This window comes from Synechococcus sp. MU1617, assembly GCF_020514235.1.
Taxonomy (GTDB): Bacteria; Cyanobacteriota; Cyanobacteriia; order PCC-6307; family Cyanobiaceae; genus Parasynechococcus.
This window is the reverse complement of record NZ_VTLB01000001.1, coordinates 369922-391570: the sequence shown is the minus strand read 5'-3', so window position 1 is coordinate 391570 and position 21649 is coordinate 369922. Positions and strand designations below refer to the sequence as shown.

The window sequence follows — 21649 nt, the reverse complement described above, 5'->3', positions numbered from 1 at the left end:
TAACGCACTTACTGGATCGTTCAGCTACCCCCATCCGGGGACAGAGCGATTGTCCCCATATGGGAGGCGATGCAATGGCCTCATGCGCTGCAGAGTTCTCTATGGAGCGCGAAGAATCAATGAGCACATCCAACCTCAGCATCGGAGAGCTCGAGGCCAAGTATCCGCTGTACTGCAAGGCCTTGAAGATGCTGATCAAGCAGAGGAAAACAAGTGCTGAACTTGAGCGAACACTCTGTTGGGATCGTTTGCGATTGTTGCACCGCTCCTTGCCAAGGCAATACAAATCTCCTGAGCGGTTGATGTTGATGATCCAGGCCGAATTTTTGTCAGAGACCGATGCCTAAGGAGGGATGATGTCAATCGAAGCTGATTCCATCAAGGCCCAAGTCGTGACCGAGGTGATGCAGAGGATTACAGCCCTTGATCAAGCGCAACGCTATGAAGACAGCTACGCGCTGACTCAGGAATTCAGGGAGTGGTTGCTCGACCCTCGGATTCAACCGAGCTCGAGGCAGGCCAAGCCATAAACGTTGCGGTCGTGGCCCTCCGGCATCAGGCCCTTGTACATGCGCACAGTCGAGCCCATTGGTTTGAAGCCCTTCGCTGTCGTGATCGTTTTGGCAGACGGGTTATGCCCCGGGGTGTCGATCAGAACGACTCCCTTATGTCGGTCGATGGCGTTGTTCAGCAACAGCGATGCCATGGCGGGATCTTCCGCCAGCCAGGGCCCCACCCGCCAACCTGCACCGATCGGGAGCAGGCAGGGCCGAATGCGCACGTAGCCATGGCACTCTCCCTGAGGATCCCTGGCCACAAAGACGTCTCCTGCCCGGTGGCGTAACCACAGTTCAAGGAAATGGGGACGCGGGCTGATTTCGTGGCGTTCGTCGTAGAGCTGAATCGCCTCGATTGAGATTTCACGCAGTGGCACAACGGTGATGTCGCTGCGGTGGAGCAGGGTGGTGTTCGGGTGTTGTGGTTGATCACTGCGGCAGAGCATCTGCCGGCGTGTGGTGACGCAGTCCTTCTGAAATCCGGCTTTCTCGTAAAAGCCCACCATCTGGACTGCGGCTTCCAGGCCGATGCACTCCACGCTGCTGAGGGTTTTCAAGGCGTGTTGCCAGAGGCGACGGCCGATTCCCTGCCCCCGATGCTGCGGCTTCACCACGAACAGGCCGATGAAGGCGTAACTGGGGTTGTAGGTGACTGCGGCGATGCAGCCCACCGGCGCATTGTCTTGCCAGGCAAGCCAGATTCCCTGACGGTCGGTGTTGGCATAGATCTCGATATCCCCAACCCCTGGAGCGAAATCCTGTTCACGGGCCATCCCTGTGACCACGTCGAGGTCAGATGGCGTGAACGGTTTGATCTCCAGCATCAATAGTCAGGCGAGGGATCTGCAACCTGAGCGTTCGATCAATGGTCAGGCGACGTCAGGCGGCCTGAAGAATCGAATCCACACTGGTTGGGTAACGGCGCACATAGGCATCGGTTTCCATGGCGACGATGCGCGCCTCATGGCGATTGGCCGCCTTGAGTTGCAGTGTGTGTTGGCTGCCGTCGTTTTTCTTGATTCGAACCAGAAAAAGTTGAGGAGTGTTTGTCATTGCGCTGAAACCTTTCGTCCGATGCGCACAGTTGCTGGCCGCAGGGCGCAGGCAAGGGCGTGGAATGGGCGGTGGGTTCCCTCAACAATGAGGCTTCCCATGGGTTGTGCTTGAGCAAGGTCGAGCTTCATGGCTTTGCCTCGAATGGAACTGTCTTACTGCGTCTCAACGCGCTGATCCATCCCCCATCTGGGGACAATTCGTTCTGCGCATCAATCGGTGCATCCAATCAGTGCATGAAACAGCGCGTAGGAGATCCGAACCGTTGCGGCCGGTTCTCCTCTCCCCGCTCTTCAGCCTCCCAGGCGACGCTGATATCGGACGGATGTTCATGAGGGGACCAACCCCTGAGGCTCGCCCCTCAGGGGTTTTTCATGGCTGTTCTTGGTGAACAGTTGCTCTCTAGGGTGCTGGTCACGACTCCTCTGCCCTGCGGGCTTCTGATCCCCATGACTGCTTCGAAGCTGTTCGATTTCCTCGGCCGGGTGCTGATGGCGGCCGTGTTTGTGAATGCCCTGCCGGCCAAGTTCACCAACTTCGCTGAAACCGCAGGCTTCATTGCTTCCAAGGGCATCCCCGAACCCCTGGCTTCTGTGCTGTTGGTGGCGGGGATTGTGGTGTTGATCGCTGGATCGATCCTGCTGGTGTTCGGCAGCAACACGGTGCTGGGGGCCTCGCTGCTGCTGCTTTTCCTGGTGCCCACCACGCTGATCTTCCACACCTTTCCGGTGGACAGTGGCTTTGCGATGAACCTGGCGCTGATCGGGGCGCTGATCCTGGCCATCACCCGTGCCTGGGGCAATGGTGTTCCGAGTTTCACTCACCTGCGCTCCAAGGGCTGATCGCTGGTTTGCTGGATCAGGGCAGGGCCAGGGCCGTGCCTTCGCGGCGCGGGTCAGCGGCCCCCTGCCAGCCAGTACCGATTTTTTGCAGCAGAGCGGTGCCGCTGGCGATGCTCTGACGCCGCGGGCTTACCTCGCTTGTGAGCTGCTGCAGCGGAAAGGGCCAGTGCAGCGGGGGATCCTTTTCCAGCACCAGCGTTGTGCTCCGGCGTGAGAGATGGGGAAGGCCCACCGCCCGCGCCGGCGGTTCGTTCCAGACCAAGGACGCCAGCAGCACCCGGCTGAGTAGATGGGGAATGCTGCGGCCGCCGGGGCTCCCTAGGGCGAGAACCGGCTCGCCGTTGCGGAACACCAGCGTCGGTGCCATCGACGACATCGGCCGCCGTCCCGGCAGGCGGCGGTTAGCGACCGGTTTGTCGCCAAGGCTGGGCTTGAAGGCGAAATCGGTGAGCTGATTGTTCATCACCATGCCTCCCACCAGGTGCCGACTCCCGAAGATCGTCTCCACCGAGGAGGTGTAGGAGGCGATGTTGCCGCGGGCATCCACGATCGTGATCTGGCTGGTGCCCTGTTCGATGCCCCGATCCGGCCGGCCGTAGGGATAGCGATCGATGCCTGGGGGCAACCCCGGCGTTGGCCTTGCGCCGTTGGCGCGCTGCATGGCTCTGGCCCGGCTGGCGATGTAGGCCGGATCCAGCAGGTCTGTGCTGGGCACCGCTCTATCGATCGGGTCATGCACCCAGTACAGGCGGTCGGCATCGGCCCAGGCCTGGGCGCGGGCCAGCTGCCGCCACACCTGCGGCTCCCCAGCGCTGGAGCTGGCCAGGTTGGTGGTTTGGTTCAGCAGTGCCAGGGTTTGCAGCAGCGCCAAGCCACCGCTGCTGGGGGGTGGCATCGTGCAGATCCGGTGCTGCAGCTGCTCGCTGCAGAGGGGGGTGCGCCGGACTACGGCATAGCTGCTCAGATCAGTGGAGCTCCATCCCCGGAAGTTCGGCTCGCTGGCCTGCAGGGCGTTGATCCCGCCCAGGATCTGCTGCGCCACAGGCCCTTGATAAAAGGCCTGGCCACCTTCCTTGGCCAGCAGACTCATGGTGCGTGCCAGGGCTGGGTTGCGAAAGGGTTGATCTGCTGCGGGTGGCTGGCCGCCGGGCAGGTAGAGCGCTTGAAAGTCAGGGCTGTGGGCCACGCCAAAACGCTTGGCCAGGCGAATGGAGCGCAACAGCCGTGGGCTCGGCAGGAAGCCATCGCTGGCAAGGCGGATCGCCGGTTGCAGGGTTTGTGCCCAGGGCAGCCGGCCGTGGTTTTGATGGGCCTGCCAGAGCAGGGCCACGGTGCCGGGAATGCCGATGGCGTTGGCTTGGCTGGTGGCCTGTCGCCAGGGGATGGGATTCCCCTCAGCATCGAGCAGGTCGCCGGGGCGGCTGCGTTCGGGGGCCACTTCACGGCCATCCAGCGCTGCAAGCTGGCGTTGCTTGGCATCCCAGTGCAGCAGAAAACCGCCACCCGCCAGGCCGGAGCTCTGGGGTTCCACTACTCCCAGCACCGCCTGGGCTGTGATCAGAGCATCGATGGCGCTGCCGCCGTTCTTCAGCGCAACCAGCGCCGCCGCGCTGGCGAGAGGATTGGCGGTGACCACCACGGCGGATCCGCGGGCGGTGGAGATGCCTCTGCTGTTGGGGATGCTGGATTCCGGATCGTCGCGGCTGATCGGGGCTGCCGCTGCGGGGAGGCTGCTCCAAAGGCTCAGCGCCAGCAACAACGCTTTGAGCTGGGGGAGCACGGCGGTGGATCAGCTGGTTGCAGTCTTGTGGCTGGTGAGGCGGACTGCTGGCCTTCCGATCAAAAAAAGAGCCGGCCCCTCAGCCCGCTCCTGCTTGGCGCGTCTCAGGTAGCCAATAAAAAACCCCTGCCATGGGCGAAGGGTTGAAGAAATTGATTGTTTTGGCTGATCGGTTCAGAGGCCGAGGAATTTGGCGGGAATGCCATCCAGGCTGTTATTGCCCATCATCTGGAAGATGACGTTGATCAGCATTCCTCCGATGTGGAAGGCTCCCACCAGAGCCAGGCCTCTCCAGAGTTTTTCGGCTGCTGCTGGGGGCTGATTGTTGGCCCAGGTGCCGGATCCGTTGGTCATTGGTTGATCGCAACTTCGATCAAGTTGGCGAAAGAGTTCGCAGGGGTCCAGCAGTCGTCACTGACATTCATCAGCTCAAGGTTGGAGGGCCTTGGTGAGCGCCAAGACACGTTAGGTATTGCTGCTCTGGAATTACTCCATCAATCCGTCGTAGGGATCAAATCATCAGCCCAAAGGAGGCTGCCATGTTTGAGGTCCTCAAGGGTCATACCGGCAGCTGCCAGCGCAGAACCTGTCTGAAGTGGGAAATCAACGGTGAGTTGTCAGCTCTTGATCGAAAGAACCTGATGCAGCTGTTGTGCCAAGTGGACAAACAAGCCTGTATCGATGATGTCGGCCTCGAGCTCGATGCAGAGATGGATGGAAAGTGATTCACTCTTCTTTCTCCATGTCTGATCGCCCTTTCTTCAATGCGCTATGGCGCTCATGGTTCCCCTCGTGCACCCGAGCCATAACTGAGGAGTCCAACGGAAAGGGCTAAGGCCAAGCCAAGTGTTTCTCTGATTGAGTCATACCGGTCCCGTGGGGGAGAGGTTTTTGATGCCATCAGCGCACCGGTGGTGGACAGCGCCGCCAGCCTGTTTTGAGCATCCTGTTCCAGGCTTCGATGGCGTTGTGCCGCAGCATCCGCCGCCGGGTCTGGGGCACCGGCGGATTGGGCGGGATCCAGCTGTAGGTGCGTATTACTACCCACTGGGCATGAACGGTGGATGCATCTGGCTTGAACTCCACCACCTTCTGCTGCTCTGGGCTCACCAGCCAGCCTTCTCCGCCGGGCTGTTCCGGTGGTTCGTGGGTGGCGCGGTAACGGGGCAATGTGATCGGTAGACGGCAACAGATGACAGATCCGCAAAGCACCTGCTGCCGTAGCGATGCCTCAACGTCACGATGGCAAGTTCACAACTTGGACTGTGGACCGGTTCGAGCAGAAAGCCGTTCAGCTGCATGGCTTGGAGGACGCTGCCAATTCCAGCGGGAACAATGTGGATGGATGAGTTGTTGTTCTCCAGAGAAAGAAGCTTGTCTCAGTCAAAACGAGGCTTGAGAGAAGCTTCTGGTGGCCTTGGCTTGCGACCACGGTCCAACCAAGGCATGACACCTTTGCACCGGTTAATGCCTGGGTCGAGCTCCTGAAAAAAGATGTCGAGCATCTTTTTGTTTCTCCAAGAAAAAATATAAAGTTTTGTTTTTGCGTGATAAGCAAGGATTCGAAGTTTAAATCATTGGTTCAAAAAGTTATTGGTGCTTCATCGTTTCCTCGCATACATTCCGGCAAATCCAGAAAACGATGCCCTGCCGTCAGGTTGAAGATTTTTCCCAGAAAATTGCCTCAGACTTTGCCGCAGCCTGCAGAAGTGATGAGGAGAGTGATGATTGTTTTGGGACTGCTTACAACTACGGTCGCGATCATGTGACCCGTCTGACGCACGAGATCATTCGACTTCAGCGGGAGAGTGGTTTGTCGCGAAAGGAGATCGTTGCATCGATTAAAGATCTAGCCAGTCATATGAATGCACTCTCCTATGTGTTTCTTGTGTCGGCCGATGTTGCCGAGAAAGCCTTGGATCATGATTAATCCTGAGGACGCGCCCGCGCATAACGAGACAGCTGAAGATGCTCCTTGTTACGCCCCGCGGGGCGACTTTCTGATCGGTCTTGCTCAAGAAGCGCTTTCCTTCACCAGGAGACGGAAGCTTGAGCAAGAGATCGCTGTGATTAAAACAGCGTTGAAGGGCCCTAACGACAAACCCACAACCCGTCGCGCCAAGCAACTTAAGAATCGTCTCGACCAGCTCAAGAATGAATTGAACAGCAATCCATAGGCATCGCTGCCAAAACCCCTGGCACTTTCACCATCGGTCGCTCAGACCCTGCTGTATCCGAGCTTGGTTTCAAAGATTTTGAGTGGAAGGCCAAACGACTCCATGAGCTGCAGGCATTCATTGCCGACCGTGCCGTAAACCTCAATGCTGAAGCCATCGCCGAGCTCGGCGTGCTTTTGCAGATACTCCTGAACAGGAGGGTTGGAGACATGGGCGCTGAACGCCTTGTCGTTGGCGTAGACCTCTGACCACACGAACGACTGAGGATCGTCTGGGTCTTGATCAAAGGTGTGATGAATCATGCCTGGCTCAGAAGCCTGAACGGCTTCGTCGGTGACGCGGGCAAGCTCCAGGTACTGGTCCACACAACCTGGCTTGACGTGGATTCGCGCCAGCAACATGAAGGGTGTGGACTTGTCGAAGCTGGCCATGGGCTTTCAGGCGGTGCCCAAGTGTTCCACGGATTCAGGTTGAAAACCCCTGGAGGTGCACTCTCCAGGGGAACCCATGCTTGTGGTCAAGTCACGTTCTAATGGTGACGATCAGGCGGCCAAAGGCTGTTGTTTCAGCGATAAGCGACCGCCAGCCATCGAGTTGTGAACCAAGTCTTCGGCGTAGCGGCGGCCTGCTTGTTGTGCTTCTCGAACGCTTTTGAAATTGCCGACAAAGTCGTATTCCTTTCCATCAACCGTCGCCGCAACCGCATAGAGCCTGTCAGCAACCTTGCTCACAGACCAGCGCAAAAAGCAGGTCGGGGAGTTCTTCTGACTGTGCATACTGTCCTCCATGAAATAACGGGATGACTTAAGCACTTGCTTGCTTGTTCAATTTCAAAGCTTTAAATATCGCAAATAGGTAATTATATTTTTTTCATCATTTTCTTATGAAGGTCTCATTGGATCGAATGGTGCTGGTGGCGTGACCGGCATCTTCGAGCAGCTCCCTCTGCCGCGATGGCTGACCTTCAACCAAGCTGCGACTTAACGATGTGGAGCCACGGAACCGCGAGGAGAAACTGGTCCTCCCCGAGCGATGCGATATCCGCATCAACAAGTTCGCTGAGTCAGATTGATTTGTGCCTGATGCACTGAATTTCTACAGCTTTAAGACACAGAGAGATTTCCCCGTCGATCGCTCTCGATGGGGAAAATCTTCTGCCAGCACTAGGGTCGCTCTCCCCATGCTGCTCAGCACCACTTCTGGTGTGCGGCAACTGAGAATTCAATGATGAGGCCATTCAGCAGGCTTGTCCGGGAATTTCTGAAGATGTTTTGATCCGCCAAAAATTTCGGCTGATCCAGGCGATGGTTGCAATTGATACGGACTCATTCAATGCTCGATTGGACCCGCCTTTTGAGGAGGTTCTCCCCGGCCTTGTGATCGATGGGGCATGGGAGAACAGCTGGATTCGCTAGGCAAACGGACCCAGCAGTTGCCGCTGACATGGGTCCGCGTCCCGGGCTAGGTGCATGAAACCAGGACTCGTCACACTTAAGCCACAAGAGTCAGGCGATTCAGCGAAATTCGCTACTCAAATGGCTCCACTCGTAAGGCTGGCGATTTGCGGAAATTGGTTGAATAGGGGAACCGGTAGCCAAGCTCCATCTCCTCAAGCTGCTCTTCGGCGAGATAAAGGCTGCGCGTGAAGAAGCAAACGTTCTCGCTATCGCACACCAGAAACTTGCCGGCTTCGATTTTCTGGATGGATGAACCGCGCGGGGTCTGAGCTATCAAGTTTGCTTGAGCCATTGAGCTTTCTCGCAAATCACCCATGTCATGGCTTCCATCGTTGTCATCTGGGCGTTACAACGCTCACACTTCGACAATGTCATTTATTCAAGCTTTTTGGTAACAACAGATACTCGAGTTAAGCGTTAAAAAGAATCTCTCTGGCCAGCCTAAATATGGGCTATGTACGGTTTCGGTTGACAGCGATGCGATGAAATGGCTGCTCTCGAAACTCGGTTGGCTCAAGCAGGTCAAAAAGCTCCAGAACCGGAAGGACGATCTCTCGTTTTTTAAGACCTCGATTCGCTCCAATGCCATTGCGTGTCAATGGGTTCTGAGAAAGCAAACTCAGCTCTTGCTGAGGCAAAGCAAAGGATCAGCGTTGATGATCAGAATCAGGGATGCATCCGGTGATGGCACCGTTGCGAGCAAGCTGGTGGAGCTCAGCCTCAACGCAACGCAAGCACAGATCGATACTCCATCTGCGAGTGGCCAGATGCTTCTTGAGCTTGGTTATCGAACTGTTGGAGGTGACTTCATTACGCTTGAGTATTCATTCGTTGATCTGGGCCCCAAAAAAGTTATGCAGCCAGAGTTGGCTAATTGGTTCAACAAGGAATCAGATAATATTCACCAGGAAATGTATGACTTGGCGACCAAGGGAAGAGCTCTTGGTGGATCAGAAGTCATGCCCGTGCGCCGCTAGGCGAGGTCGTTATGGTGAATGGTTTGGGTGTGGGAGAGTGAATATTGTGAGTGATGAAAACAACAGTCACTGACCGGTTCATCAAGGCGGGAAGACGAACGAAACAGGACGGTTCGCCTCTTTGTATTTCTGTGCGGCAGATCTAGACAAAGATCAGACGAAGGGAGGCTCAGATGCTTTACACCCTGTTCCTCACAGCTGCAGCCTGCGCGGCAATCATTGGCGTGATGGTCCTCGTCTACGGCACTGTTCGGTGGATGCAGAACACTCAGTGACGCTCAGTGTTTTGAGGGGCTGGCAGGCTCTGTACAAGACAACACTCAGGCATTGAGTGCAGCTGAGCCTGAGCCTTCAAGCCCTCGGCGTGGATGGCTCAGCATGCGTCAAGAAAGGACCTCTGTGGGTGATCCACTCGCAGGGGTGTGTGCCCCTCGTTTGACGCTCTTTGACGCCATCGGAACAGCGGGGCGGTCAGAATGATTCTTATTCCGTGAGAACAACTCTCAGTTAATGCTCATTTGAGTTTGGTTAATTTCGCTTTTTTGGTGCGCTTTCTGGTCATAGCTTTTTGCTTATTGGAGCAGATCATGCATTTCCCCCCGGAATCGCAGCAAAAACGCTTGTCAAAAGCGCAGTTCTTGCATCTAGCAAAGGAAGCAGAAGTCGAAGCGAACAAGCGACGTTGGAGTGCCATCTCCGAGCGTTATCTCCATCCAGTCAAGTAAGCCACCGCCGACTCCCCCTTAGTGTTTACCAATGGTGCTGGCAGCGTTACAACACTGATCACGCTCATTTGATTCAGCCCCCTGCTCTTGATCCGCAGCCGATGGGCCTTGGATTGCAGCGCCACAACATTGGGGTAAGTCATTTGTGCCGCCTCAACGCTTCATCGGCACACCCATGTCTTTCCCACCGAAGGCATGGTGGACCCGGAAGGTGCAAACGAAGGCTCCTTCTCCCCAATGGTTGTTCCGTTGACCATTGGGCGCTGGTCACTGCACTGACTCCCTTCTGGCGATGCGGGGAGTCAGGCCAGCGTTATTGCCTGTTGCCGCAATGTTTCTGCTGAAAGCGGAGAGGCCAAGTAGATCAAGGGTTAGAGCAAACCAGCTCTAACGTTCTCTTTTTGCTTTAACTCCGCCTTTGCGGACTCCGGGATAGATCCCTTTGGAGCAGGGGATCTGCAGAAAGTGTTGGCAGTGACGCCCCCACCAGCCAACTGTACTAGTACAATTGTATTGCTGCGGAAGGTTATGGAGGAGTGGGGCTATGTCGATGAATGCGAGCTGCAGAACTGGAAGGGCGGCGTGGTCTGCATGACATGCCAGCACTTCATCTATGGCGTCGACCAGCACTGCCACACGATGGTGGGCTGCAACCTCAGGCAGAAGCAGCTGCAACAAGGACAGCACCTAAAAAAGCGGTGCAAGCTCTGGGCACCCACCTGGCAGAAGGAAGTGGGCTGGGCGCCTGAAGCTGGTTAACCCCAATGGGGAAACCAGGCTGGTAGAAGTCCTGCGCGGGCTAGGCCAAATACGACCGCCAGCGTCGCGAGCTTTACTCCCGTCAGGATGCCTGCCGTCTTCCAGGTGAACAGCGATTTCGTCAGGGTGCTCACTGCGTATGTTCAGCCAAAGGCATCATGTGCCATTGACGAGCTGGGCACCGGAGGCGGGTTGGCGGCGTAATTGTTGATTTGATGCCGGCGTCATCAACTGGGTCAATGCCGATCTAGTGACTCACATCGTTCCAAGGGTCTGAATCGCTACCGCTGACATCCTTGACCTCAGCCTTAATTGGCGAATGAGAAGGCGTTACTGGATTCCCTCTGCTCTGCTTGTGACCCTGGCTGGCCTTGGCGCTCGGGGCTACTACAGCCATGCAGACGCATTTCTCCCATCAGAGTCGGCTGGAAATGACGCTGCTTCTCCAGCTGTAACCGACAAGCAGGCCAAAGCCCACTTTGATTTCAAGAGTGCAGGGATCGTCTCTGACTACAAGAGGTGCGACTGGACCCGTGACCAGCTCAACAAGGCTGAACCGGGCACAGGAGACGAGCATTTCAAATGCGAAGAGCTCAAGTCTTATGTGCAGCCTGTTGAAAGGTTGAAGGCCGCTTCGCGTCAGGGCTTGGTTCAAAACTGTGAGCAGGCAATCAAAGCTGCTCTCTGGGATCCAGGCAGCTATGCCTTCGTAGATCACCTGTACGTCGCCAACAAAATCAACGGTGTCGATGTTCGTTTGACCTACTTGGAAAACGACGGTTATGGCGGTCGTGATCAGTGGCAAACAACCTGCAGTTACCAGCTGTGATCAGACGTTGATCACGTTGGGCGTTCCAAGGGTCGGATTTGAACGCTGACCTCGTATCAAATGACGTGTCATGGGGGCTTTAAACGTCGTTAACGTCTTCTCCATGAAACTCTCTATCGCCTACATAGGTGGCGGCGTTGTCGTCGCGGTCATGTTCCTGGCAGTTTTCGTTGGCGGTGCCAACGCTGGTGACTGCACTCGCAGCCAGTCAGCTGAAGCACCAGCTGCAAAGGGCCATGACTGAGCCTGTGCCCCACATCGTTCCCCGCTGCTGAAAACTCTCAGTGAGGCCTCAGAACAAACACGAGTAACGCTCTTATGAATGGAGGGTTGCTCAACGAGGGACCCAGGTGACGCTCACGCCTGGGTTTTTTCTTGCCTCAGCAGAGTGGGGAAAACTCAAGGCAGCCACGTCTGACCGATGCCTCAAGACACACGCATTGCCCTGATGCCTTCAAGTGCTGGCTTTCTGGTGGGGTGCAAGACCTAGCGGAGCCAGTGGTTGAGGAGCTGCTGCTGGGCTGGCTCTATTCGTTCCTGACGGTTGAAGAGAAGGTCAGGCTGGTGGGTTGGCATCTGGGGGTGAGCCTCTAACCAGGTGGGAGATAAAGCCCGCCGAATAAATCCCTACCCCGTCAGCAATGGCGGGTTTTTTACATGGAACACCAAGGAAGCTGGCGAAAGACACTGACTTGATCAAGCGACTCCAAGCTTTTACTTCTGTCCCCAGTTGAATCCGAGCCGCTGCTGGGCAGATGCTTCCATCTCCTTGCGGATCTGCTGCATTGCTTCGCGCGCAAATGCCTTTTCGTTCTCCTGTGCAGTAATGATCTGCTTCGTAAGAGCACGGAGCTTTTCAATATCCTCGCAGCCATCGATCTCTCTGAAGGCTGCTTCCAAATGAAACCGTTGCTCAACTGACAAGTGATGATTGGTCATTAGAGATACGTAAAGGAGTTACAGCCCTGCTGTTATGGCAAGGCTGCTGTTCAGTCCGTGACAACTCAGGCTGCAGAAATGCTCATAGGAGCGGCTGGGAAGCTTGTAGGCATGGGGTCAGCCTTGCCATCTGCAAGTGCTTTGGCTCGACGGTACATCTCGCTGTTGGTTGCACCTTGCGCTTCCATTGCAGCTGCGACGACAGCCCAGTTACGAATTTCAGTTGTCATCTTTAGGTGAATGAGAACCTATTAACTCTTGCCAATCACTGCTTCTAGCTGTGTGGTGGTTAACCGAATGCAGACCGAACCGCAGTTGATGCATATTTTTTGTTATTGCATCCAATGTCAGGGATGAGATGTAGTGTTGGTCACCTTTTAGATCAACGGAAGCCACGACCTAGATGGCTTATTTCTCAAACTTGGTTCTGTCTGAACGTCTGCTTCCTGATTAAACCTCCGACACAACACTCACTCCGTCGCAATGGCGGGAGTTGGCTGTGCCTGAAGCTTCAGTGCCCCAACCGCATTTAAATGCTGCTTGGAGTCGATGCTGGCCTGAATGATCTGGTCGAGCAGGGCTAGACATGTGCCAAGGAAGTCAGAACGTTCGACTGTGTAGTCAGCCTTGATGATTTCGCGAGCACGCCTCCATCAAATTCGGTGGCTTGGCCTCCGCAGGCAAAACGGACGTCGCGAGTCAAGAGTCAAACGTGATTGAGCTGAGTGTTCCCCGCTCTGCTCAAGCATTAAAAAACTTGCCTTGCGACACGGTGAATGTTCTTTCGAGCACTGGATGACGACAATCACTCTGCCCGACCCAGAACAGTAGGAACGGTTGAGCCATCAGGGGGTGATCGACTACCCCTGTGGCAATGAGCCATTAGGCCGATTTCTTTTGTATCGCTTGGGCACAAACTAATTGAGGGGCAAGTTTGGCGGCTTGCCTGCGTCGTGAAAAGGGGAGGCAGGGGAACGACCTTGCCTTTTTATTCACCAGCTTTTCCTCCAGACAGATGACCTTTCAGTGGTTTATGGCAGCTCGCAAGATTGGTAAACGCCTGGCATCAATTGAGCCACCCACTCTCCGCGAACTGAGCGACGAGACCCACGAGGTGATCTGTGGTGTCGCTGGCTGCGTGGTCAAAAAGAAGAAGCTCAGACGCATCACTGAGTAAAACTGCCCCCATCATTGGGTGTCGAGCCACAAAAAAGCCCACTTCAAGAGTGGGCCGGGTGATGGCGGCTTTAAACCTGAAGCTAGTCACCGCTACATGTAGCGTCGCATCAACCCAAAGAACAAACGAGATTTAAAGGCACCGCGCCCTTAAGTGACTGTGGAGGGATCCATATCTAGGTGATCTATGAGTATTATTTGAGTATTGCATCAACAAGTGGTGCAGATGGCCGGGTGATGGGGATTGCACGGCTTCGAACAACCGCTCCACATCTAGGGGCGGTTTTTTTTGTCTGCAGATTGGATTTATGGTTCGGTCAGCTGTAAAGCAGCAGCCACTGGCCTTGCGAGTCTTTAACGATGCTCAACGATTCGCTTCAGGCTAGGTCTCATTTTTTTTTGAGCTTCTCGAAAGCTGCCATCACATTTGCAGTGGCTACCGCTTGAGACTCTCCAGTGTTTTGCATTCGTCTCTCTACAAGCTTTTCGATGAGTCTCTGCGTGGAGTCCATTCAGTCGTCGCTGCTTAGAACTCAACGGTGAACCAGGAGCGCCAGGACGTACCCGATCACGAGACCTTTGCTGAAGGTGAGCCAGAGCATTTGGTACTTGCTCAGACCAAACCGCTGCCTGAGCCGCTTGATGAATGTCTGATGCCAGAGAAGGACCGAGTTGGTCTCTTTGGCCTTTTTCGCTTTTTTGGATTTCTTGCCCATGATCCAAGGATGGCAGCGATTCCCTGAAACGCCCAATCCGCTCGACGACTCGGTGAGACAACAAAAAAGAGGGCGGCCCCTCAGCCATCCCTCTAGACGCATTCGGAGGCACCACTGCCTCATGAATCAGTCTGGTTCAGGTCGGTATGCAATGTGTAGCCCTACGAACTGAATTGCAGATGAATTAGGCGTTTTTTCCTAATGAGAGTTGTCATCGAGGCGTTTAGGAATGGACTACGCGCGTGCATCACTGCTTTTGCGCGAATGGGGGATGAACGATGCGGGTTCCCTCGCCCGCGTCTCCCTGGCTCCTCATCGACTTGTCAGAGTGCAGCGTCGCAACCTTGCTGCGGATCATTTGGTCACTGCCACTGCCTCGTTGGGACGTCACTGAACCAATGGAACCTGCATGACCATTGGCCGTTCAAAAGCATCAAGCCCCCGGGGGTGATTTTGTCCGCAGTTGAATCGAGTGACGGCTTGAGCCAGAACTGGTTTGTCGCAGCAATTCAGATGGCTTTCAGCACTGAGCAAGGCAAGGTAGAAACCACGAACTCCATCCGCATTGCAGCTGGACTCATCTTCGGGTTGGGTTGTTTCTCTGCGGTGCTCACCGGTGGGATCTTTGTTGGGCAGACCATCGGGGAGGGGTTGAGCATGCTCCAGACCATCGCTCCGGTTGAGGTCGACCCTCTTCGCTGAACCGTCTGATCAGATCAGGCTTCGACTTCAGCCTTGTCATCGGCTTTGTGATGGGCCTCAACTGAGGTTGCTTCAGCTGACTTGCTGCGAGGGCAGTCACCAGCGTTGGCGGCGCCGATAAAAACAACGACAGCCATGATCGTGACGATCACGGAGCCACCAAAGAAGGCAAGGTTCTGACCTTTCATGCGAGGTGTGTGCCGAGAGTGGGAAGAACCTAGTGCTGGATTCAGGCCTTGGGGGTGATGTGGGTGGCAAGGTCAGTGTTCACCCACCTGATGACGTCTATTGATCCTTGTTCTCTTTGTATCTGGGCAGGTCAGTCGGCTGAGCCAGCACGTAAACGACGGCTGCAGAAATGACCACAGTGACCACGATGAGAGCTGTGATGGCTGCTGAGTAATCGGTCACTGAGATCTCTTCAAATTGAAAGGTTAGTGCTGAAGCTTTGCTCTCCGCGTTTATTGCCTGAAAGCCCCTGCTTCAGGGGCTTTCAGGCAATAAACGCAATCAACGTCTAGCTGGCTGCAAGAGCCTGGCCGTGAATCGTCGTCATCGTGTTGTTCAGATCGCCTACGTCCCGAAGACCTTCGGCACTGAACCAGGGTGCGTTCTCCCAGCTGAAGCCTTCTCCAAATGTGTTGTCTGGTGCAGTGACGTACCAGTGACAATCCACGTCCGGCGTATCAACAGAGCACTGAGACCAGTCCGGCTGCCACTGAGGCACCTGAACCCACATCACTGCTGCAAAAACCAGGGAGAACAAGGCTTTCAGCATGATCTTTGCGCTACTTATCGAAACTTTACACGAATTAGTCTCAGTATTGGACCCGCTGAGCGACGTGCGCTGCAAGGTCAGCGTTGATCCAGTTGATGACGCCGGTTCGACATCAGCCACCTGAAACAGGATTGGAACCATCGATGGCAGTGACGATCACAACCTGAAGACTCAAGCGAGAACGGTCATCGGTAGTAAGTGACTCGATTCCTATCTGTCGAGTGGGGATACAACCGAAGTGCCGTGTTGTGCGTTCGAGGGCACACCGGTGGCGGAATCGCATCCCTCATCGCTCGACGCGATGTGATTCCGTCTTGTGCATCCAAACGTGATCGACGTCTAGGACGCAAAAGCAACCTTTGAGCGTGAAGGCTCCATGCTTCCCGTCACCAACTGAAGACGTGATCCCGAAGCTGACTTGTAGATCGAGGGCAACCAGCCGCAGCCTCATCAAGCTGCGTGTCCTCTCTGCTCCAAACGATGTACTGCGTTGAACGAAGCGATGGCCCCGATCAATGGGTTCAAGAACAATGCTTCAAGACTGAGTTCAAGGCGTTCATCAATGCACGAGCCAAATCGCTTGCTTTGTCGAACGTGTATCGAGTCATGTATCACAGCCCTGGACTCGCAGGCGAAGTGGTGAGAGTTTCGAAAGGAAAGGCACTTTTGAATTCTGAAGACCGACTCGTTGGATAAGCCCCGTTCAGATCAGGGATCTTGTGATGGTTCCCCGTGGGGAATCGAACTGGAGTTGAGTGTCGATTTGTCCGCCCCTTGGGTCACCTGTTCCGCTGTAGCCAATCTCTCCACCAGGCTGAGGGTGTCATGAGGAGATAACTCGCCGTCATCGCCCCACTTGAGACTGGAAAGGTCAAGTGGGCACATACGGGAGCGTGATACTGCTTGGAAGCTATGAGCACCGAGATGCCTGCTGGGGCAATGCCCCCCGAAGATTCACGGAAGAAATCCTGAATTCGGTAACCCCTCGATACTCATTGGTTGGTCACGGCTTCATCCAGTCACGATCCTGCCTTCATGGCGGCAGGTAATCGGGAAGGGTGACTTCCTTTTTTGTGGCTTCTCCTCTGCCACATACCTCAACCACAAGCTGTTCCAAAACAGAAAACCCTGGAGTGACGGCTCCAGGGCTTCCCTTATTCAGCCGAAAAAGCCAGTTTCAAAACTCTCTCGGATTCGAGGAGGAAAACCCCAAGAGCATGGAGGATCTCAGGGTATTCACTCGACGACCGCCGACAGACTGCAGCATCTGCCGCCGGTGTGATCAATCAAACCGATGCATCCGCTTCTCGATACCCCCATTAGGGGGGGGCATCTGAGCGGTCATCGCAGCCACGGCGATTGCGTCACCTCCAGGGTGTATTCACCCGTTCGGGTGAAGCGCAGTGGGATGGCGTTGATGCGGATGTAGGTCTCGCCCTGCTCGGCAGCCAGAAAGCTGAACTCGTGCTCAGCGCTGTTCACCAGAACGTTGCCACTGCGCTGCATGAAGTCACAGCGGAAGGTTTCCACGGTGGTGTATGGGCCCTCGTAGCTGAGTAGTCGACAGGTCGAGGGCACCATTTCGGCTGCTGCCGGAATTGCTGAAGTGATGGCCAAGACTGCAGCCGCCAGGCTGGTTCGAATGCAAATCATCGGAGCACTCCGCAGTGCGTTGCGTTCGATTCGTGAACTCACTGTGCTGCCTCAGCCCCCTCCAGGCTTACCTTCTCGGTTGACTCGTCAGATTCTCTTAACTATTGCGGGGCGCGTCTGAAACTGATCTGCGCGATAGTTAAGCCACGCGAAGGGGCCGAGAGACCACGACGCGAGATCTGAATAACAGGAAGTCCCAATGAGCAGGAGAGGTATTCATCCCCTTTTGATGGGGTTGGACAAGCCCGACCGCAAACCAGATGAGTCTTCGCAGCCAATCGACCTCTCTGGCAATGAATCCGCTCAACGCAAGCGTTTCATTCGGTCGAAGGAAGAAGAAACAGGCAACCAGCAGGCTGCATGATCTTCCATCAAACGAGTGATCAGGGCGCAGGTTAGACCAACCATCAGCTTGATCATGCAACCGTTTTTCCTGACGGAAGAGCGGTTTTTTTGTGTAAAGGAATGCGTTAAGTACCTATTGATTTTGCAGGGGAGAGGAGTAGAGATAAGTCAGCGACAAGGAGAGAGATGGTCACGATTTGTTCAGGTTTTTTCGATCTGTGCATTCCCCTCAATGCATTTGACAAGACGCAGCCAGAGCAGGCTGATGAGCCCAAGCAAGCGATGAAATCCCAGCACGATCTGTACTGGGAGGAACGTTGCGACAAATCCCCCACTGCGCCTGGATGCAAGATCTACGACGACTGAGCGCAGCACGTCTCAGTTGAGGTGATTGTGGCAATGCAAGCTATTGTCGTTTGTTGAATTGGGAGGCTCTGGCGAACCGGCTTGCGTTTGTTGTTCACATCCGCTGATCTCCCCGCTTCTTAACTGCGGGGAGAAGGCAACCGCTTGCTTCGATTTTTGCGGATCACACTTGATTGAATTTTGAACACCAATTGATCATTCAATGGTGAGAATAAATGAAAAACAAAATTGTCGTTCTCGACACGAATGTTCTGCTTCACGATCCTGAGGCTCCACATCGTTTTGGCGACTTGAGAGTTGTGATCCCCATGCAAGTGGTTGAAGAAATCGACCGCTTCAAAAAAGATCACTCTGAAAAAGGGCGGAATGCTCGGCGGATTTCAAGGCTCCTGGATTCCTATCGAGCCCGCGGAAGTCTTGCTGATGGTGTTCCCATCGAGGGCACCAATCACGGCTTGCTGCAGGTGATCTTCTGTCAGGCCCGAGCCCTTCAGGAATTACCGGCAGAGTTGCAGGGGGGCGGCGGCGACAACAACATCCTCGCCGTGGCTCTCCAGCAGATGCGATGCAGTGGGCTGAAGCAGGCGCCCGAGGTTGTGCTGATCAGCAAAGACATCAACCTGCGAATCAAGGCTGATGCGGTGGGCCTGCAAGCCGAGGACTACGTCAACGACAACGTCTCGATCGACGATCTCTACTCAGGGTTCCGTGAACTCAGCACCGATGCGGAGACGATCAAGACCCTGCATGACGAGGATCAGCTGCCTTTGGAGGCTGTCACCGATCCCGACGGGCAGCATCTCCAGGCCAATGAAGGCGTTGTGCTGGTGGATCAGCGCAACGACAGCCACACCCTGCTTGCTCGGCATCAAGGCAATAGCAACGCCATCAAACCGCTGCACTGGCTGAATCGCGCCCATTTGGGACGGATCAAGGCGAGAAACCGGGAACAGAGCTTCGCGCTGGATTTGCTGCTCGATCCATCCGTCGCTCTAGTGACTCTGGTGGGCAAGGCGGGCACAGGCAAAACGCTGCTGGCCATCGCTGCTGGGTTGCACCAGGTGGCCGATACCCACCAATACGCGCGCCTGTTGGTGACGCGTCCGCCGATCTCCCTTGGTAAGGACATTGGCTATCTGCCCGGCACGCTTGAGGAGAAACTCGGCCCCTGGATGAAGCCGATCATCGACAACATCGACTTCATCACCGGTTCCTCCTCTGGTGAGAATCCTGAGCAGACGAAGAAACAGCGGCACCGCGAACCACGGAATGCCTGGGCCGATCTGCAAGGGATGGGCTTGTTGGAGGTTGAAGCGATTAACACCATCCGCGGCCGATCGATTCCCCATCAGTTCCTGGTGGTGGATGAGGCGCAGAACCTGACGCCCCTGGAAGTGAAGACGATCGTGACGCGGGTGGGTGAAGGGACCAAGGTTGTTTTCACCGGTGATCCTTATCAAATCGACAATCCCTATGTCGATGCCGAAAGCAACGGACTCACCTGGCTGGTGGAAAAACTCAAAGGTCAGCCCCTGGTTGGGCACATGACTCTCACCAAGGGCGAGCGCAGTGAACTGGCTGAACTGGCGGCCAACATCCTCTGACGCGAGACAACACAGCCGACACCAATGACTGTTGAACACATGACTCAATTTCCAGAACCTTCAACACCTGAGCAAGCCAACCTGGATGCAATTCTGAATTCCCCCACCTACAGAATTGCCCATGAAGATCACGACTTGCTGAACAGCAGCGACATGCGTGGTGTGCGCATGCTGCTTGAAATCACCAAGCCGGATCTGCATTTAGAAACAGCGGGGATCGAATCGACGATCATTGTTTTTGGTGGCGCCAGGATCGTCGACAAAGACACTGCTGCAGCGAAGCTGGTGCAAGCAGAGCAGCGCCTGATTGAACAGTCCGACTCTTCAAGCTTGAAGCGAGCGGTGACCCATGCTCAACACCTTGTGGACCTGTCGCGTTTTTACGACGCAGCTCGGGAATTCGCTTATTTGGCTTCCCTGCACGGGCAGTGCAACAGGGAAGCAAGCGATGACTGCTCATCCCACGTGATCGTGACCGGCGGTGGGCCGGGAATCATGGAAGCCGCCAACCGGGGTGCCTTTGAGGCCGGCTGCCGGTCGATTGGACTGAATATCACGCTTCCGTTTGAACAACATCCCAATCCATACATCAGCCCCGATCTGTGCTTCAAGTTCAACTACTTCTCGCTACGCAAATTCCATTTTGTGATGCGCTCCGTTGGAGCCATTCTCTTCCCGGGCGGCTTTGGCACGCTCGATGAACTGTTTGAGCTGCTCACTTTGCGGCAGGTGGGTACCAAGGGAACCATGCCTATTGTTTTGTTCGGAACAGACTTCTGGAAACGACTTATTGACTTTGACTACCTCGCCCAGATGGGCCTCATCTCAGAGGATGATCTCGATCTGATTCATTTTTCGGATACCGCAGAAGAGGCTTGGGACTTCATTCGCCGCCGCGCCGAAGCAGATCCTGAGGCCTGCTCCTGCTGATCAGAACAACAAATTGGGTGATATCAAAGTAGCCTTCGCCACATCCTTGCTGCGATCCAACTCAGGTCCTCCATGGAGTTACTTGCTTTTCTATTGGCTGTCCTGGCGATTGCTTTCTTTCTCGCCAAGGCGATCGGCAAGCGTGGAGCTCGGAAGGTCAAGATCAAGAGGCCCATCAGGGCATCTGGCTTTCGAGAGGCTCGATCCGCTGAGTTCCGAGCAGAAGCTTCTGAGTTAACGACGTCATCATCGTTGGTGGCTTTGGAGGAGCCGCCTGCACTGTCCAAGCCGCCTCTGGTGGACACTGTCGATAGCGATCTTGACTGGATTTACGGATCCCAGTGCGCGGGCAAAACCCCTGGAGAGATCTTGGGGATGATGTTCCCTCAGGCGCGCCTCGTTGAGAAGCAAGATTGGACGTCTCTGAAGAACTCTGCAGAGAGCAAAAAGGATCTTGATTTGATGCTGGCCTGTTGTAAGGCCGAGATTGAGACATCTCAAAGCCAGCTTGTGTTCCCTCAGCCTGAATGTTTCAAGTGTGTTGCACGGCTTCTTCGCAAGCGGAAGGACTATGCCCGCGAGCTGAGTGTTGTTGAGCTCTATTGGCAGCTTTGCGACTCGGTTTATGAGGAGGTGAAGCGGCGAGTCGGCCTGAGGGCCCAGCTCATGGCCCAGCATTCAGCTTTAAAGGCTGGTTTTCAAAAACGCTACGATAAAGCCCGTATTTTGCTAACCACAAAGAGTGAGAATGCTGCACTAATGACTCATTAGTTGTACGCAACCTGTAGTTGTCTATTCGAAGTTGTTAGCATTGAAGTTGTGATGCAAAATTATACTTTGAGGTTTAAGTATTGCGTCAATGTGGTTCGGCTTTCAATTTTCTTATGTCTTCTTTTACGTGCCATTAACCGCGTGATGCCACTGTTTTGGTGTTGAACCAGCGGACATTTGGTCCTGTCCACTATGGCCTCAGACCTGAGCGATGAAGCCCTCCAGGATTCTCTTTCAGTCCGATTGGCGAGTATTCGCCGCAGCCGTTATTGGATGAATGTCACGGACATCGGCGAGGCGCTCCATGATTTGCGCCCGGCGGTGATTGACTTGATTGACTTGTTGGAGGAGGTTCAGCAACTCAAGCCAGAGGTTGTCCCCTATGACCCCAGCCGAGATGCCGATGTTGCCCTGCTGGAAGATATCGCCTACCTCCTCACTCGTTTGGCGAGGCTGATGAAACATCGTGACGAGAGTCTTCCCTCCAAGTAATGCTTGAAGTCTGATCGAGAA

Annotated in this window: 29 protein-coding genes; 16 read left to right on the top strand and 13 right to left on the bottom strand. The window is 55.0% G+C overall.

All coding sequences use genetic code 11. The features are described 5' to 3' along the window. Positions 1 to 119 precede the first annotated feature (119 nt). Positions 120 to 347: a DUF3136 domain-containing protein gene (locus FZZ90_RS02140; protein WP_226424118.1), complete on the top strand. Its 228-nt coding sequence runs from the start codon at positions 120 to 122 to the stop codon at positions 345 to 347. A 152-nt stretch (positions 348 to 499) separates the two neighbouring features. On the opposite strand, the gene FZZ90_RS02135 is transcribed toward FZZ90_RS02140, so the two are convergent. Together FZZ90_RS02135 and FZZ90_RS02130 are read right to left on the bottom strand one after the other, a co-directional pair. Further along, positions 500 to 1381, bottom strand: coding sequence for a GNAT family N-acetyltransferase (locus FZZ90_RS02135; RefSeq protein ID WP_226424117.1), 882 nt, complete (start codon positions 1379 to 1381; stop codon positions 500 to 502). A 55-nt stretch (positions 1382 to 1436) separates the two neighbouring features. Next, positions 1437 to 1610, bottom strand: a complete 174-nt coding sequence (locus FZZ90_RS02130; RefSeq protein ID WP_226424116.1) for a hypothetical protein — start codon at positions 1608 to 1610, stop codon at positions 1437 to 1439. 449 nt (positions 1611 to 2059) lie between these two features. On the opposite strand from FZZ90_RS02130, the gene FZZ90_RS02125 reads away from it, so the two are divergent. Beyond that, positions 2060 to 2452 carry a DoxX family protein gene (locus FZZ90_RS02125; RefSeq protein WP_226424115.1) on the top strand — a complete coding sequence of 131 codons (393 nt, stop codon included), beginning with the start codon at positions 2060 to 2062 and terminating at the stop codon, positions 2450 to 2452. Between the two features lie 16 nt (positions 2453 to 2468). Here FZZ90_RS02125 and FZZ90_RS02120 read toward each other — a convergent pair whose 3' ends face one another. The 3 genes from FZZ90_RS02120 to FZZ90_RS02110 all read right to left on the bottom strand — a co-directional run bounded on the left by FZZ90_RS02120 (position 2469) and on the right by FZZ90_RS02110 (position 5444). Then, the gene (locus FZZ90_RS02120) at positions 2469 to 4232 is read right to left on the bottom strand and encodes a gamma-glutamyltransferase (RefSeq protein ID WP_226424114.1); all 1764 of its coding nucleotides are present in this window, start codon (positions 4230 to 4232) and stop codon (positions 2469 to 2471) included. 174 nt (positions 4233 to 4406) lie between these two features. After that, positions 4407 to 4586, bottom strand: coding sequence for a hypothetical protein (locus FZZ90_RS02115; protein ID WP_115009204.1), 180 nt, complete (start codon positions 4584 to 4586; stop codon positions 4407 to 4409). Between the two features lie 546 nt (positions 4587 to 5132). Beyond that, positions 5133 to 5444: a DUF1651 domain-containing protein gene (locus FZZ90_RS02110; RefSeq protein WP_370631010.1), complete on the bottom strand. Its 312-nt coding sequence runs from the start codon at positions 5442 to 5444 to the stop codon at positions 5133 to 5135. A 14-nt stretch (positions 5445 to 5458) separates the two neighbouring features. Here FZZ90_RS02110 and FZZ90_RS12785 point away from each other — a divergent pair, with 14 nt between their 5' ends. The 3 genes from FZZ90_RS12785 (at position 5459) to FZZ90_RS02100 (ending at position 6409) form a co-directional block, all read left to right on the top strand. Further along, positions 5459 to 5581 (top strand): hypothetical protein, encoded by a 123-nt coding sequence (locus FZZ90_RS12785; protein WP_255613463.1) that lies wholly within the window; start codon positions 5459 to 5461, stop codon positions 5579 to 5581. 293 nt (positions 5582 to 5874) lie between these two features. Then, positions 5875 to 6162 (top strand): hypothetical protein, encoded by a 288-nt coding sequence (locus FZZ90_RS02105; RefSeq protein ID WP_226424113.1) that lies wholly within the window; start codon positions 5875 to 5877, stop codon positions 6160 to 6162. Beyond that, positions 6155 to 6409 carry a hypothetical protein gene (locus tag FZZ90_RS02100; protein WP_226424112.1) on the top strand — a complete coding sequence of 85 codons (255 nt, stop codon included), beginning with the start codon at positions 6155 to 6157 and terminating at the stop codon, positions 6407 to 6409. Before FZZ90_RS02105 ends, FZZ90_RS02100 begins: the two co-directional genes overlap by 8 nt. A gap of 41 nt (positions 6410 to 6450) precedes the next feature. On the opposite strand, the gene FZZ90_RS02095 is transcribed toward FZZ90_RS02100, so the two are convergent. The 3 genes from FZZ90_RS02095 to FZZ90_RS02085 all read right to left on the bottom strand — a co-directional run bounded on the left by FZZ90_RS02095 (position 6451) and on the right by FZZ90_RS02085 (position 8182). Next, positions 6451 to 6840: a putative quinol monooxygenase gene (locus tag FZZ90_RS02095; protein ID WP_226424111.1), complete on the bottom strand. Its 390-nt coding sequence runs from the start codon at positions 6838 to 6840 to the stop codon at positions 6451 to 6453. Positions 6841 to 6951: 111 nt separating this feature from the next. Beyond that, positions 6952 to 7221, bottom strand: a complete 270-nt coding sequence (locus FZZ90_RS02090) for a hypothetical protein (protein ID WP_226424110.1) — start codon at positions 7219 to 7221, stop codon at positions 6952 to 6954. A 715-nt stretch (positions 7222 to 7936) separates the two neighbouring features. Continuing rightward, positions 7937 to 8182, bottom strand: a complete 246-nt coding sequence (locus FZZ90_RS02085) for a hypothetical protein (protein WP_226424109.1) — start codon at positions 8180 to 8182, stop codon at positions 7937 to 7939. A gap of 166 nt (positions 8183 to 8348) precedes the next feature. Here FZZ90_RS02085 and FZZ90_RS02080 point away from each other — a divergent pair, with 166 nt between their 5' ends. The 3 genes from FZZ90_RS02080 (at position 8349) to FZZ90_RS02065 (ending at position 11156) form a co-directional block, all read left to right on the top strand. Further along, positions 8349 to 8843: a hypothetical protein gene (locus tag FZZ90_RS02080; protein ID WP_226424108.1), complete on the top strand. Its 495-nt coding sequence runs from the start codon at positions 8349 to 8351 to the stop codon at positions 8841 to 8843. A 1238-nt stretch (positions 8844 to 10081) separates the two neighbouring features. Next, positions 10082 to 10327, top strand: a complete 246-nt coding sequence (locus FZZ90_RS02075; RefSeq protein ID WP_370631009.1) for a hypothetical protein — start codon at positions 10082 to 10084, stop codon at positions 10325 to 10327. Positions 10328 to 10646: 319 nt separating this feature from the next. Beyond that, on the top strand, positions 10647 to 11156 hold the full coding sequence (locus FZZ90_RS02065) for a hypothetical protein (RefSeq protein ID WP_226424107.1): 510 nt from the start codon (positions 10647 to 10649) through the stop codon (positions 11154 to 11156). Between the two features lie 714 nt (positions 11157 to 11870). Here the strand turns inward: FZZ90_RS02065 and FZZ90_RS02060 are convergent. Together FZZ90_RS02060 and FZZ90_RS02055 are read right to left on the bottom strand one after the other, a co-directional pair. Continuing rightward, on the bottom strand, positions 11871 to 12095 hold the full coding sequence (locus tag FZZ90_RS02060; protein ID WP_226424106.1) for a hypothetical protein: 225 nt from the start codon (positions 12093 to 12095) through the stop codon (positions 11871 to 11873). Between the two features lie 65 nt (positions 12096 to 12160). After that, positions 12161 to 12325 carry a hypothetical protein gene (locus FZZ90_RS02055; RefSeq protein ID WP_226424105.1) on the bottom strand — a complete coding sequence of 55 codons (165 nt, stop codon included), beginning with the start codon at positions 12323 to 12325 and terminating at the stop codon, positions 12161 to 12163. 704 nt (positions 12326 to 13029) lie between these two features. Between FZZ90_RS02055 and FZZ90_RS02050 the strand changes: the two genes are divergently transcribed. From FZZ90_RS02050 to FZZ90_RS02040, 3 genes are all read left to right on the top strand, one after another. Continuing rightward, positions 13030 to 13272 (top strand): hypothetical protein, encoded by a 243-nt coding sequence (locus tag FZZ90_RS02050; protein ID WP_226424104.1) that lies wholly within the window; start codon positions 13030 to 13032, stop codon positions 13270 to 13272. 538 nt (positions 13273 to 13810) lie between these two features. Further along, entirely contained in the window at positions 13811 to 14014 is a 204-nt protein-coding gene (locus FZZ90_RS02045; RefSeq protein ID WP_226424103.1) for a hypothetical protein, read from the top strand. A 486-nt stretch (positions 14015 to 14500) separates the two neighbouring features. Then, entirely contained in the window at positions 14501 to 14689 is a 189-nt protein-coding gene (locus FZZ90_RS02040) for a hypothetical protein (protein WP_226424102.1), read from the top strand. A 14-nt stretch (positions 14690 to 14703) separates the two neighbouring features. On the opposite strand, the gene FZZ90_RS02035 is transcribed toward FZZ90_RS02040, so the two are convergent. From FZZ90_RS02035 to FZZ90_RS02025, 3 genes are all read right to left on the bottom strand, one after another. Beyond that, positions 14704 to 14877, bottom strand: coding sequence for a hypothetical protein (locus FZZ90_RS02035; protein WP_226424101.1), 174 nt, complete (start codon positions 14875 to 14877; stop codon positions 14704 to 14706). A 329-nt stretch (positions 14878 to 15206) separates the two neighbouring features. Next, positions 15207 to 15467 carry a hypothetical protein gene (locus tag FZZ90_RS02030; RefSeq protein ID WP_226424435.1) on the bottom strand — a complete coding sequence of 87 codons (261 nt, stop codon included), beginning with the start codon at positions 15465 to 15467 and terminating at the stop codon, positions 15207 to 15209. A 1341-nt stretch (positions 15468 to 16808) separates the two neighbouring features. Beyond that, positions 16809 to 17162 (bottom strand): hypothetical protein, encoded by a 354-nt coding sequence (locus FZZ90_RS02025; protein ID WP_226424100.1) that lies wholly within the window; start codon positions 17160 to 17162, stop codon positions 16809 to 16811. 193 nt (positions 17163 to 17355) lie between these two features. Between FZZ90_RS02025 and FZZ90_RS12780 the strand changes: the two genes are divergently transcribed. From FZZ90_RS12780 to FZZ90_RS02005, 5 genes are all read left to right on the top strand, one after another. Then, entirely contained in the window at positions 17356 to 17484 is a 129-nt protein-coding gene (locus FZZ90_RS12780) for a hypothetical protein (protein ID WP_255613461.1), read from the top strand. A gap of 562 nt (positions 17485 to 18046) precedes the next feature. After that, a complete protein-coding gene (locus FZZ90_RS02020; RefSeq protein WP_226424099.1) occupies positions 18047 to 19435 on the top strand; it encodes a PhoH family protein in 1389 nt (462 codons plus the stop codon). 24 nt (positions 19436 to 19459) lie between these two features. Beyond that, positions 19460 to 20365: an LOG family protein gene (locus FZZ90_RS02015; RefSeq protein ID WP_226424098.1), complete on the top strand. Its 906-nt coding sequence runs from the start codon at positions 19460 to 19462 to the stop codon at positions 20363 to 20365. A 72-nt stretch (positions 20366 to 20437) separates the two neighbouring features. Next, on the top strand, positions 20438 to 21136 hold the full coding sequence (locus FZZ90_RS02010; RefSeq protein ID WP_226424097.1) for a hypothetical protein: 699 nt from the start codon (positions 20438 to 20440) through the stop codon (positions 21134 to 21136). Positions 21137 to 21409: 273 nt separating this feature from the next. After that, positions 21410 to 21628 carry a hypothetical protein gene (locus FZZ90_RS02005; RefSeq protein WP_226424096.1) on the top strand — a complete coding sequence of 73 codons (219 nt, stop codon included), beginning with the start codon at positions 21410 to 21412 and terminating at the stop codon, positions 21626 to 21628. Positions 21629 to 21649: the final 21 nt, after the last annotated feature.